The 12,647-nt window shown below is 34.5% G+C and carries 12 protein-coding genes; 8 read left to right on the top strand and 4 right to left on the bottom strand.

Going from position 1 to position 12,647, the window contains the following annotated elements:
* Positions 1-120: 120 nt before the first annotated feature.
* From BUB25_RS10475 to BUB25_RS10495, 5 genes are read left to right on the top strand one after another with little or no spacing between them, the layout of a single operon-like run.
* Positions 121-1,356 (top strand): hypothetical protein, encoded by a 1,236-nt coding sequence (locus BUB25_RS10475; RefSeq protein WP_072944007.1) that lies wholly within the window; start codon positions 121-123, stop codon positions 1,354-1,356.
* A complete protein-coding gene (locus BUB25_RS10480; RefSeq protein WP_072944009.1) occupies positions 1,353-1,811 on the top strand; it encodes a three component ABC system middle component in 459 nt (152 codons plus the stop codon). The genes BUB25_RS10475 and BUB25_RS10480 overlap by 4 nt, the downstream gene beginning before the upstream one ends.
* Entirely contained in the window at positions 1,808-3,676 is a 1,869-nt protein-coding gene (locus BUB25_RS10485) for a DUF3732 domain-containing protein (protein WP_072944012.1), read from the top strand. Before BUB25_RS10480 ends, BUB25_RS10485 begins: the two co-directional genes overlap by 4 nt.
* Before the next feature lie 3 nt (positions 3,677-3,679).
* Positions 3,680-4,717 (top strand): nucleoid-associated protein, encoded by a 1,038-nt coding sequence (locus BUB25_RS10490; RefSeq protein WP_072944014.1) that lies wholly within the window; start codon positions 3,680-3,682, stop codon positions 4,715-4,717.
* A gap of 5 nt (positions 4,718-4,722) precedes the next feature.
* Entirely contained in the window at positions 4,723-5,523 is an 801-nt protein-coding gene (locus BUB25_RS10495; RefSeq protein WP_072944017.1) for a TIGR02391 family protein, read from the top strand.
* 13 nt (positions 5,524-5,536) lie between these two features.
* Here the strand turns inward: BUB25_RS10495 and BUB25_RS10500 are convergent, their stop codons facing one another.
* From BUB25_RS10500 to BUB25_RS10510, 3 genes are read right to left on the bottom strand one after another with little or no spacing between them, the layout of a single operon-like run.
* Entirely contained in the window at positions 5,537-6,169 is a 633-nt protein-coding gene (locus BUB25_RS10500) for a conjugal transfer protein TraD (RefSeq protein ID WP_072944019.1), read from the bottom strand.
* A 2-nt stretch (positions 6,170-6,171) separates the two neighbouring features.
* Positions 6,172-6,588, bottom strand: coding sequence for a DUF3408 domain-containing protein (locus BUB25_RS10505; RefSeq protein ID WP_072944022.1), 417 nt, complete (start codon positions 6,586-6,588; stop codon positions 6,172-6,174).
* Between the two features lie 4 nt (positions 6,589-6,592).
* Positions 6,593-7,360 (bottom strand): ParA family protein, encoded by a 768-nt coding sequence (locus BUB25_RS10510; RefSeq protein WP_072944024.1) that lies wholly within the window; start codon positions 7,358-7,360, stop codon positions 6,593-6,595.
* Positions 7,361-8,083: 723 nt separating this feature from the next.
* Here BUB25_RS10510 and mobA point away from each other — a divergent pair.
* The gene (gene mobA / locus BUB25_RS10515) at positions 8,084-8,515 is read left to right on the top strand and encodes a conjugal transfer protein MobA (RefSeq protein ID WP_072944026.1); all 432 of its coding nucleotides are present in this window, start codon (positions 8,084-8,086) and stop codon (positions 8,513-8,515) included.
* Positions 8,516-8,521: 6 nt separating this feature from the next.
* The gene (mobB, locus tag BUB25_RS10520) at positions 8,522-9,823 is read left to right on the top strand and encodes a conjugal transfer protein MobB (RefSeq protein ID WP_072944028.1); all 1,302 of its coding nucleotides are present in this window, start codon (positions 8,522-8,524) and stop codon (positions 9,821-9,823) included.
* 27 nt (positions 9,824-9,850) lie between these two features.
* Here the strand turns inward: mobB and BUB25_RS10525 are convergent, their stop codons facing one another.
* Positions 9,851-10,408 carry a hypothetical protein gene (locus BUB25_RS10525; RefSeq protein WP_072944030.1) on the bottom strand — a complete coding sequence of 186 codons (558 nt, stop codon included), beginning with the start codon at positions 10,406-10,408 and terminating at the stop codon, positions 9,851-9,853.
* A gap of 210 nt (positions 10,409-10,618) precedes the next feature.
* Here BUB25_RS10525 and mobC point away from each other — a divergent pair, with 210 nt between their 5' ends.
* Entirely contained in the window at positions 10,619-12,640 is a 2,022-nt protein-coding gene (mobC, locus tag BUB25_RS10530; RefSeq protein ID WP_072944032.1) for a conjugal transfer protein MobC, read from the top strand.
* Positions 12,641-12,647 lie beyond the last annotated feature (7 nt).

Here is a 12,647-nt window from a genome sequence, read left to right on the forward strand (position 1 = left end):
GAAGATGTTATAAGTATGTGTCTTTGAATGGTAATACTTGGCATTAAATGACAGAATTATTGTATATTAGCAAACTGATCATTATAAGAACCAGATGAATTAAGGAAATGCAAATTGCCTATGAACGACATAGAATTATTATTAACAAAACATACAGTTGCGGCTCAGACAATAGGGTTTGATTATCAATTTTACTATTTCATTTATCTATCCTTAGGCCTTAAATTTGGTGAAAAAATTGGATTTGAGGTCAAAGAAGACGTACATATTGATATGGCAGATGGTACAACGGTTTTACTTCAAATGAAGCATTCTGTCCTCCAAAATGCAGCAGGACAAATTCAAAATTTAACCTCTTTAGATTCTGACTTGTGGAAAACGCTAAGTAATTGGAGTGATTTTATCAAAGCAGATAAAAATAATAAGGATAATTTTCTAAATAAGCATACTTTTATTTTAGTGACCAATAAAAACCACTGGGATAATAACTTCATTGATGCTCTTGAAATTTTTAAAAAGGATTTTGATCTTGATAAACTATTGCATATTCTTTCAGCACTGGAGGAAAAAACTCAAGATACAACTCTCAAAAATTACATAAAAAATGTACGCACTCTCGGTAAAAAAAGGTGCAGATTTTTTTTTCAAAAATTAATGATTGAAACTGGTGTTGACAATATCATACAGAAAATAAAAAACAAGATTTTGGAAAATGTAAAACAGCATAAATTTGTTGACCCTATTTTTGAAAGTCTCTACTCAAACATGCATGTGGCAAAATTCACAGATATAAAAGACAGAATCAATTTTGAAATAAGCTTTGATGATTTCAACAATAGATTTGGTAAGTGTTTTGAAGTTGCATTTGTGGCAGGCTCGTTGCCTCAAAGAAATTTACCAGTGTTGCTTCCTGATAATTTGGAGGAGCAGATATTTATTAAACAGCTTATAGATATAGGAGAAGTTGACTCAGGTTCAATATATATAAGAGATTATACAACTCAAATGCTCAAATTTCTTAACGATTTTACATATTGGTCAGAAGAGAGTTTTTTACTTCCAATGGATATTGAAAGTTTCAAGCAGAATAGTATTCAAATGTGGTTGAATGAATTTAAAGTAAAATATAGAAATATTGAAAGAAAAATAAAATCAGGAGAAAAACCGAGTGACTTAGAAGAGGATGTTAAAAGCATGGGGTTAGAAATTATAGATTATGTTAAGAGACAAAATTTAACGATACAAGGTTTTACACCATTGGGGCTTGAATCAAGCAATGGACATTATTACGTGTTATCTGATAATCTGGAAATAGGCTGGCACTTTGACTGGAAAGAAAAATACAAGAAATTATGAAGGAAGTTTACTACGTTTATAATAATGAAGCTATAGCCAGCTGTGTGTTTTTGTCAATCTTAGATAAAATTGAAAGTATTGATATCGCTCGAAGCTGTTTAATTTTACCTTTTTTATTAGATGATAAAACTGTCAGTTTTATAAAAAAAAATAATAGTTCAGAAAGCAATTTGGAACACCTCGTTAATATTAACCAAAGATTGTTTGCTTCATTCAATAAAAGATATTTATCATTATTGCCTGTATCAATTAACTCGTTAATAATTTTAAAAAAAGGAGAACAATTGTATGTCAATGACAATATAATAAGAAAAAGTAATACTAAAATTAATATTGATGTTGAAGAATTAGGTGATCGATTTTCAAAATTACGGGAGGTTATTCCAGTTTTTTTATCACTTATTGAAAATTATTCCACTAATCAACTTTACAGAATACTAAAGGTCCAATTATGAAATTCACTCTCCACGAAATAAAATTATGGTTTAAAAATGATTTTTCTGAATCAAAAAGTTATGAATTCCTTCCTAACAAGGTCAATGTAATTACTGGAAATGCTACTACAGGTAAGTCAAGTTTTTGGAGCATTATAGACTATTGTCTCTTATCAGGAAAAGTAAACCTACCTAATACTATTTATGAAAAAGCTTTGTGGTTTGGTATACGATTTACAATAAATGACAAAGAAATTTCTATTATAAGAAAAGCTCCTGAGAAAGGGACTCCTGCATCTGATCTTATATTTAAAGAAGGGGGATTTCCGGATAATTTTGAAATTAAAACACCAATTGAAGAAGCAAAAACTTTTTTAGATAATGAATTTGGAATTACTGATGCTTTAAGATTTCCTTATGGCAATGAGTTTGGTAAATCGTCGCTTAATATTTCATATAGACATTTTCTATTATTTAACGCTTTAACAGAAACTGTTATTGGTGCTCCTGAAACATACTTTGATACAATTTTCTTCGGTAAGGAAGAATATGAAAATGCACTTAGCCATATTTTTGATTTAGTGATAGGTGTAAATGATTTGGAAAATATAAAAGCACTTGAACGTCTTAAGGAAATTGAAAATGACTTAAAAAAAATTCAAAGTCAAAATAAGAGTAATGAAACCAAAGAGAAAAACTTTGGTGTTAATGTAAATAGACTGCTGGATAAATGCAAAGAATACAATTTTGTTGAATTTGACTATTACAGTGAAACTACTGAAGAAGCTTTAGATACAATTCAGGAAGTAATTGAAAACACAAAGCAGAAAGCATCTAACTCTAACTTGTTTTTAGAATTAGATATACTGAACAAAGATCGTAGTAGAATCCAAGGACAGATAAATGCTGTAACCCAGTACCAAAGGGAGTACGATCTATACAGAAGAAATTTAAATAAATCAGCAGACAGCTTGCAGCCTATAGAATTTCTTAATAAAAATCTGTCTGACCAGCTGGTAAACTCTTATGAGACAAAACTTTTTCTCGATTCTCTACAAATATCACTATATAATATCAAAAGTTCGCTTACAAAAAAAGTTACTGAACCTGTAAAAGTAGATGGTGATGTTAAGGAATTAAAAGATCAGTTAAAGTCTATTAATGATAAAATTGAGGACTTAACTAAAATTCAAAAAAGCTATCTAGCAGAAGGTCAAAAATTTATTGTGTTAGGTGAAATAAAAAATGCGTACGAACAATTGCTTAAGCGTGAAGTTGCTAAACCAATTGACGCGGTTAAACTCAATAGGCTAAGTGAAGAGAAAGATAGACTTTCTAAGGTACCAGGAGAAACTTCGCAGATAAAATATACTATGCGGACATTTTTAAACGAATGTATACAGCGTAATTTTGATCTTTTAAAATCCCTGCCTGCATATAAGGATAGTAAATTGGATTTCAATACCGAGAAAATGATTTTACAGCTTATTCCTAAAGGACAGCTGTTTCCTTTAGATAATGTTGGAAGTAAATCTAATTATATGTTTATGCACTTATGTGTTTATTTAGGACTGCATGAACACATGATTAATATACAACAGGATCACGTTCCTCAGTTTTTATTTATTGATCAGCCAAGTATTCCTTATTATGCTAGTGACAATCAGAAAGGGAATGATGATAAAACTAAGCTGCTTGACGCTTTCACATTACTAAACTCTTTTATTGAATATATAAATAAAACAAAAAAGCAGTCCTTCCAAATTTTCATGGTTGAGCATGCGTCTAAAGATTATTGGATTGAAAACAATTTATCATATTTTCATACAGTAGATGAATTTAATGATGGTAAGGGGCTAATTCCTCAAAATATTTACAACAATTAATTTATGCACAATATATTACTGGGAAAAATAGACAAGCTAATCATCCATTATATTGGTAACAAAAACAGTGGTGATGGAGTAAGATTTGCAGAGGAATTGACAGATTTTAACAAAGTAGAAGACCGTTTAAGTCACCTGCTGGCTTCAAATTTCAAAGCGGAAGAATTATTTCATTTTTATTTTGATCCAAATTTGGAACTTAATCCCATTTATCAGTTTGTAAGTTCTGTTTTTAGGAATGAACAATCATATATAGAAGAATCAAAAAATATCGGAAGATATCTTTATGATAAAAGTACACACCCTAATATAAAAAGTGGAGAATTGTGTATAGTTTATATAAAAGGCTGTCAGCTGAACGAAGAGATCGTTGACTGTATTGTACTGTTCAAATCTGAAAACAAAGAAACAATCCTTAAGATTAACAACACAAATAAAGGGTTTGATTTGACAGATATTTCTGGTTTAAATATTAATAAACTTGACAAAGGATGCTTGATTTTTAATACTGAAAGAGAAAGGGGTTTTGTTGTATCTATTATTGACAACACTAATAAAGGTTCTGAAGCTCAATACTGGAAAGACGATTTCTTAAGTGTTCAGCCTAAAAAAGATGAATTCCATCAGACAAATCAATTTTTAGGCATTGCAAAACAATTTGTAACCAAACAACTTTCTGATGACTTTGATTTAAGCAAAGCTGATAAGATAGATTTTTTGAATCGTTCGGTCGATTACTTTAAGAAGCACGAAACTTTTAATAAATCTGAATTTGAAGAAGAAGTATTTGGAGATAATAATGTAATTGAATCTTTTAGAAAATTTGACAGTATCTATAGGAAAGATAATGAATTAGACTTAAAAGATAACTTTCAAATATCTTCGCAGGCTGTAAAAAAACAATCACGAGTATTTAAAAGTGTATTAAAACTCGATCGAAATTTTGATATTTATATTCACGGAAATAAAAATTTAATAGAAAAAGGGGTTGAAAATGATGGTCGAAAATATTATAAAATCTATTTCGAAGAAGAAAAATAAAACTAATGGCAAGTAATAAACGGCAAATGTTCGCCCCTCATATTTTAGAGGGGTTGTGTAGAGCAATTGGTGATACCGAAAACGGTTTATCAGGAACAGAAATTGGTCAGATTCTATTAAACTCAAACATACCTGATGTCGATCCACAAAATACTAAGTGGAAAAGATTGTATAGTGCATTTGCCGAATGGCAAAATAGACATCAGTGTTCAAATCATATTCTCAGGTTCATTCAAGATGCCTTACAACCTGTTAGATATATTGGAAAGGAAGAAACCTTTCATAATAGAAGATTAGAAATTAATAAAAGATTATCTTTTATTGGGACAGAACTTACTGAGAATGGAAAATACAAGGAAGTAGAAAAAGCTACGACGATTGCAGAAGCAGAGCAAAGAGCAAATCGTTTAAAGCATAAGTTGGAAAATCGAAACGTGCATACAGCAATATTTGAGTATTGTAAAGCTGAGCTCTTAGTAGAAAACTATTTTCATTCAGTTTTTGAGGCGACAAAGAGTATAGCTGATAGGTTACGGCAAATGACAGGTCTTTATGCTGATGGCAACGCTTTAGTGGAGACTTCCTTTTCAACTAGTAATCCGATGATTCGAATAAACTACTTAAGGAATGATACTGATAGAAGCGAACATATTGGACTTTGCAATCTAATAAAAGGTATTTTCGGCTTAATAAGAAACCCAACAGCACATGAGCCTAAAATTAAGTTTGAGATTACTGAAGATGAAGCTCTTGATATTCTAAACACAATATCATTCATTCATAAACGACTTGATAAAGTTATATGATATAGTGGAGAGTTCACACAAACTCCCCAATATCAAAATCCTCAAAATCATTTTTCCGCAAAATGGAAGAACCAGGATTCGTTTCAGAAGAAAAGCTCCCGTCTAATAGCTCAGCTATTTTACGGGAAGCACATTCCATAGAATTTTCCAGTAAGGTGAATAATTCGGTTCCTTGTATTTTCTGAACTATAGCAATTGCTGTTTCCTTTTGAGATGGCTCCAATTTTTCTTTTTGCAGCAGCATCCCCACGGAGCTTAGTTCTTCAAAGGTAACCCCTTGGGCAAAACCGTTATCCCCACTAGATATTCCATACCTGTTCCATTCTTCTTCCTCTTTCTCCAAATCAGGCATATTTCCAAAAACTTCGTCCAGTTCATCCTGAGGAATTTGCATATCGACATCTTCTTCGTCGATTTCAACATCAAAATTATCTATTTCCTGTTCCTGCTCTCTAATTTGGCTTTCAGTGGCACTCTTTGGCACTGGAAGGCTTCTCATTGGTTTGGGCTGCCCCATAATATCGGATAGTTTTGGATTGGGTTTTTCGTGCGTTGGTTTTTGCTCCTCCCCTTTCCTGATGACAATCTTATCCTCTAGAAGTAGTGCAATAACAAAAAGCAGGCATATAACGATTACTGTTTCCATAATTATAAAATAGGTTTGTATTTATCGTTGAAACTTGTGGTAATCTGCTCACCAAACTCCTGAAAATGATATTCGAGAAGATTATCTAAGTAGGCATAAATGGTTATTTTATCTTCACCTATTACCTGTACTATACGGGACAGTTTCTCATGAAAGTCTGGTCGGATATATACTGTTTTGCCATCACGGGCATTGGTACTAGGCTTCTTAAAAAATATACTTTCGTAGTCCTGATCATTTGCTTTTTTGCCTTTATTCCGTTCCTTCGCTAAAGGTTTTTCCTGTAACGGTTTCATTGGAGCTTCGGGTTCTTCCGGCGGAAGTTGCAACCCTTCCTTTTTTACTCCATCTACCATTAAATTCATCATTAGCTCTTCGTTGATTTCAGGAATAGCTTTTTTCTTATTGTCTTTTTCCATACTATTATAATTGAACGATTCTTAAAAATTCCGTCATAAACTGGTCTAAGCGGCAAGCTTTCATCAAACGTTCATCGGGAGGCATTAAAGTTGAACGAAAAACGGTCTTGGCACCGGCTTCGCTCTCCTTGCGGAAACGTGTGCTGTTCATGATAAGGCATTGCATCAGACTTAATCCCAACTCATCAATCAATTTATTATAAACCTCATACAAGGGCGAGCGTTCACGACCATCTACCTGATTCCAAAACAGGTTAATGGTTTCAATGGAGGTTTCTCCTTTTTTCATAATAACATCCTTCATCAGCTGGGTAAAAATGAGCGTACTTTCCATAACTACACGATCTGCTATGATAGGTGTGAAAATATGGTGCATCCCCGCCAGAGCTTTCAAAATACCGGGAGTGTTTACTGTACCCGGAAGATCAAAAAAGATAAAATCAACCGGAAAAGAAATGGATTCTAAAAAATCATGCGCAGCTTCCAGTACACCTTCAGCTTTATGTTGAATGATTGGATAAGCTTTTTTGTTAATGGTTGTAAATTGTTTGAATGCCACCCTTTTTAAAAATTCATTTTCCATCACCATAGCCAAATCACGGGTCTTCATTTTCATTAAACTATGTTGTGGAAAATCGGCATCGAATACGGCTACATTGTAGCCCAAGCGATAATGTAGCGTACTGGCCACAAGTGCCGTAAAGGTGGTTTTGCCTACACCTCCCTTTTGGGAAGAAAAAGCAATGAATACTGTTTTGTGTTCTGTTTTCATTTTTAACTGTATTTAATTATTTACTTATATCGTTGCGTTGGTAGATACTTATCTGCTATTGCCTATACGTATGCAGTTTTGTAGAAAGCTATGTGGTCATTTAAACAGGTATTGCTCTGCTTGAATACTAACATATGTACCTCTATTTTTAGGCACCTATACATATAGGTTTGTATCATCAGACCTAGTTATATGCAAACCCAAGTCTGTAAATATGCACATATACAACTATATGATTTCATATCCTCAACTGCATCTATCCACATCCGTACGCTTGTACATACACAAGTGACTACATACATAATTAAGGAACTACATACCAACATAGTTATCTGTTTACATCCGCTTGCAGGTACAAAGAAATGCAGATATATACGTCCTTATTCTAAGGTGGAACGAATTGGCGTCCATTGGCACTATTTGGCACTGCAACACAGCTCAATGCTCTACTGAAGAGGAGTTTACTTTGTAAAGTGATTTTTATTAACGGCCTTATGCAAAAATATTATGAAATATCAAGTAAGAAAGTGAACGGCCCGAAGCCGTTTTTCCCTGCTTTATTTAATCCGTCCCGAAGGGCGGATTTTTGTGTTCACCAGAACACGGCAAGTTGTGTTTTGAGGCACTCGAAACTGAGTTCGTGCCTCAAAACAACTTGCCCTGCTGGGGGCTGAAAAGCCTTCCGAAGTCAGGCTTTTTGCTAAAGTTAAAAATGGATTAGTGATGAACGAAAACAGTAACAGAAAACAGAATAAAGGCGGACGGACGCCCAAGAGCAATCCGAGTATTCACCGCCACGTTTTTCGCCTTACGGACGAAGAAAACGCGAAATTATTATCGCTTTTTGAAGCATCGGGAATGGTCAATAAAGCAAAATTTATCATTTTCGTACTGTTTGGAAGAGAGATTAAAACGGTCAAAATAGACAAAGCTCTGTTGGATTTTTATATGAGGTTAACCTCTTTTCACAGTCAGTTCCGTTCCATTGGCGTTAATTATAATCAGGTCGTAAAGCTGTTGTACCGCAATTTTTCGGAGAAAAAAGCGGCAGCTTATCTCTACAAATTAGAAAAGCAGACAGCTGAAATGGCAGTATTATGTCAAAAAATTATTCAGCTAACAGAAGATTTTGAAGCAAATCATTTGAAAAAATAGTATTGAATGATAGCAAAAATCGGAAGAGGGAGCAATTTACACGGAGCTTTGGCATACAATCAGCTCAAAGTGGAGAAAGAAAACGGGCAAATTCTGTTTACCAATAGAATAATTGAAACACCTAATGCGCAGTATTCCGTTGCTCAATTGGTCCGATCTTTTGAACCTTATCTGATAGCCAACCGCAATACTGAAAAACCAATTTTGCATATTTCACTCAATCCTGACCCGAAGGATAATGTAAGTGATGAAAAATTCAAACTGATGGCTCAGGAGTATATGCAGGAGCTGGGTTATGGGGAACAACCTTTTGTAGTATTCAAGCACACGGATATTGACCGCACACATATCCATATCGTATCGGTTTGTGTGGATGAAGAAGGCAAAAAGATTTCGGATAAGTTTGAAAAAAGACGGTCTATGAATGTATGCCGTGAACTCGAAAACAAATATGGATTACTACCGGCTACGGAGAAAGGACATCGGCAGAATGACAAGATTTTTCGTCCCGTTAATTACCAAACAGGAGATATAAAAAGCCAGATTGCTTCGGTTGTCCGATATCTGCCTAAGTATTATAAATTCCAGACATTGGGGGAATATAATGCTTTGCTTTCCCTGTTCAATATTACCACTGAAAAAATAGAGGGAGAACTACAAGGAAAAATCAAGCAAGGCTTATTATACTTTTCTTTAAATGAAAAAGGAGAAAAAGTCGGGCATCCACTCAAGGCTTCCCTATTCGGTAAAAATGCAGGGATTCCGGCTTTGGAAGGACATTTTGAAGAATCCAAGGAAGCCTTAAAAAACCATACAGCAAAACTAACCATCAAAGCTTCGATTGAAATTGCCTTCCAATCGACAAATGATGAAAAGAACTTTAAGAAGCAATTAGCGGAACAGGGAGTTAATGTAATTGTTCGTAGAAATGATACAGGACGCATTTATGGCATTACGTTTATCGACCACAATTCCAGAACCGTTTGGAATGGCTCCAGATTAGGGAAAGAGCTTTCGGCCAATACCTTTAATGATTATTGGAACCATAATATCAAACCGGAAATAAAAAGGCTTAACGAACCTCATCCTAAAATATCTCAGCACAACGCAATGAAAGATCTACCAGCCGAAAAGCCCCATGAATTATTCGATTTCCTAAACAAAGAAGTCCCCGCTTCCAGCACAAATGAAACTAGTATCATGGAAAGTTTTGGGGGACTGTTGCCTGAAGCACAAGGAGAAGATTACGAAGAACAGGACTTTACCAATAAAATGAAGAAGAAAAGAAGAAGTAAGAGAGGTCAGTAGGTTTTGTTGTTTATTATGAACTCCTGATTATAAAGACACTTTCAATCCCAATGCATAGCTCCAGTGCAAAATCTTCGGAACAGTTGGTGTCTTGAACTGATAAATACCATAGACATATAATGAAAAAAGTATAAATGCTCCCCAACTCAATCCAATACACAATATACTTTGTCGTTCTGTCAGATTGAACATACCTGCAACGAATGATTTTACTATGAGTGCTGGAATAATACAGCATATTAACACACATATTACCCAAGGTAATATCCATAACTGCCTATTCTTTGCCTGCAAACCAATGATAGTTCCTTTAATGAAATAAATAATGCAGAAAATAAGGTAGGTAAATAATAGGGAGAGACCACAAATTTTAAATTTGTCGGTTTCTTCTCCCCAGAACTTTTGAGACAGTAAAAATCCGGAATAAAAAAACATACCGAAAATAGCAGCGATTTTTAAGACGAAAATAAAACCCTCAACGACCACAAACATTAGTCCTGTAGCAGAATCACTTTCTTCTTTTTTCCAAGCTATATATTCATCTTCACTTTCTCCCGGATCAGCATCAGGATTATTCCTATTCATATTATCCCCCTTTAATATTGATTATCAAATTGATGAGATAACCCAAAAATTTTTCAAGAGTATAAATTTAATAAAAAATCATTATTAAATCTGAACCTGGTTGGAGCCACTTAACGCCAAACACTGCCACGCACCGCTAATGCCTGCCACTTTTTTAAAGCCACGCTACACTGCCTTTAAATTAACACCCGAACATTTAATAATTAGAAAATGCAGGGAGAAGACGATTTAAGAGGTTTAGCCAAAATAATGGCTTTTATGCGGGCAGTGAGTATCCTTTTGGTACTAATGCACCTTTATTGGTTTTGTTACGGTTTCTTTATGGAACGTGGCTGGACATTAGAAATCATCAACAAAATTTTAGGCAATTTCGACAGAACGGCGGGCTTGTTTTCACACATCTTATATACCAAAATATTTGCTTTGATATTATTAGCATTAAGCTGTTTGGGAACAAAAGGCGTAAAGAATGAAAAGATAACCTGGACAAAAATTTATGTGGCTTTGGGAATTGGTTTTGTACTATTCTTTCTGAACACATCATTGTTAAAAATGTCATTAAACATCGCTGCATTTCTTTATATCCTTACCACAGGTTTGGGCTATATCTCCCTTATGGCTGCAGGAGTTTGGATTAGCCGTCTGCTCCGTACCAACCTGATGGACGATGTTTTCAACAATGAGAATGAAAGTTTTCTGCAGGAAACCAAGCTAATGCAAAATGAATATTCCGTTAACTTACCCACCAAATTCTGGTACAACAAAAAACAGCATAATGGTTGGATCAATATTGTAAACCCTTTTAGGGCAACAATTGTATTGGGCACACCCGGTTCGGGTAAATCGTATGCTGTAGTAAACAACTATATTAAGCAGCATATTGAAAAAGGTTTTTCAATGTATATCTATGATTTTAAGTTTGACGACCTATCTACGATTGCCTATAATCATTTACTAAAACACACTGATAAGTACAAGGTAAAACCGAAATTCTACGTCATTAATTTTGATGACCCTAGAAAAAGTCATCGTTGCAATCCCATAAATCCTGATTTTATGACCGATATATCCGATGCTTACGAATCGGCGTACACCATCATGCTGAATCTTAACAGGAGTTGGATACAAAAGCAAGGGGATTTCTTTGTCGAGTCTCCAATCATCTTATTGGCTGCCATCATCTGGTTTCTCAAAATTTTTGAAAATGGCAAATACTGTACGTTTCCTCACGCCATTGAACTACTAAACAAAAAATATTCGGACGTATTTACTATTCTGACTTCCTATTCTGATCTGGAAAATTATCTATCACCCTTTATGGATGCCTGGCAAGGCGGCGCACAAGACCAGTTGCAGGGACAGATAGCCTCGGCAAAAATTCCTTTGTCAAGAATGATCTCACCGCAATTGTATTGGGTTATGACAGGCGATGATTTTTCACTGGACATCAACAATCCGAAAGAGCCGAAGATATTATGTGTAGGCAACAATCCCGATCGTCAAAATATCTATTCCGCAGCACTGGGCTTATACAATTCAAGAATTGTGAAACTTATTAATAAAAAGGGACAGCTTAAAAGTTCGGTTATCATTGATGAGCTGCCTACCATTTACTTCCGAGGATTAGACAATCTTATAGCCACTGCTAGAAGTAATAAGGTTGCCGTTTGTTTGGGGTTTCAGGATTTTTCGCAATTAACCCGTGATTATGGAGACAAAGAAAGTAAGGTTATACAAAATACCGTGGGTAATATATTCAGCGGTCAGGTGGTAGGCGAAACAGCAAAAAGTCTTTCTGAGCGATTTGGAAAGGTGTTACAGAAAAGGCAGAGTTTGTCAATCAACCGTAATGATACGTCGACATCCATTTCCACACAATTGGACAGCCTCATTCCTGCATCTAAAATTTCTACATTGACCCAAGGTGTTTTTGTAGGGGCTGTATCAGACAATTTTGATGAACGTATCGAACAGAAAATCTTCCATGCTGAAATTGTTGTGGACAATGATAAAGTAGCTGCTGAAACCAAAGACTATCAAAAAATACCGGAAATACTATCTTTCATAAACGAGGCAGGAGAAGATATGATGAAGCAGGAAATCGAAACTAATTACAGACAGATAAAATTGGATATTATTCAGGTTATTGAAACTGAATTGGAGCGTATTAAAAATGATCCTGATTTACAACATTTGGTACAAAAGGATAATACAAAAAAAAGCAACAAATAAATGTAGC

It is taken from the genome of Flavobacterium granuli (assembly GCF_900129705.1).
In the GTDB taxonomy this organism is placed as follows: Bacteria; Bacteroidota; Bacteroidia; order Flavobacteriales; family Flavobacteriaceae; genus Flavobacterium; species Flavobacterium granuli.

Bases quoted from the DNA above. Each gene is read 5' to 3' on its own strand.
- BUB25_RS10475 (WP_072944007.1), top strand. From the start codon at position 121: ATGAACGACATAGAATTATTATTAACAAAACATACAGTTGCGGCTCAG.
- BUB25_RS10480 (WP_072944009.1), top strand. From the start codon at position 1,353: ATGAAGGAAGTTTACTACGTTTATAATAATGAAGCTATAGCCAGCTGT.
- BUB25_RS10485 (WP_072944012.1), top strand. From the start codon at position 1,808: ATGAAATTCACTCTCCACGAAATAAAATTATGGTTTAAAAATGATTTT.
- BUB25_RS10490 (WP_072944014.1), top strand. From the start codon at position 3,680: ATGCACAATATATTACTGGGAAAAATAGACAAGCTAATCATCCATTAT.
- BUB25_RS10495 (WP_072944017.1), top strand. From the start codon at position 4,723: ATGGCAAGTAATAAACGGCAAATGTTCGCCCCTCATATTTTAGAGGGG.
- BUB25_RS10500 (WP_072944019.1), bottom strand. From the start codon at position 6,169: ATGGAAACAGTAATCGTTATATGCCTGCTTTTTGTTATTGCACTACTT.
- BUB25_RS10505 (WP_072944022.1), bottom strand. From the start codon at position 6,588: ATGGAAAAAGACAATAAGAAAAAAGCTATTCCTGAAATCAACGAAGAG.
- BUB25_RS10510 (WP_072944024.1), bottom strand. From the start codon at position 7,360: ATGAAAACAGAACACAAAACAGTATTCATTGCTTTTTCTTCCCAAAAG.
- mobA (WP_072944026.1), top strand. From the start codon at position 8,084: ATGAACGAAAACAGTAACAGAAAACAGAATAAAGGCGGACGGACGCCC.
- mobB (WP_072944028.1), top strand. From the start codon at position 8,522: ATGATAGCAAAAATCGGAAGAGGGAGCAATTTACACGGAGCTTTGGCA.
- BUB25_RS10525 (WP_072944030.1), bottom strand. From the start codon at position 10,408: ATGAATAGGAATAATCCTGATGCTGATCCGGGAGAAAGTGAAGATGAA.
- mobC (WP_072944032.1), top strand. From the start codon at position 10,619: ATGCAGGGAGAAGACGATTTAAGAGGTTTAGCCAAAATAATGGCTTTT.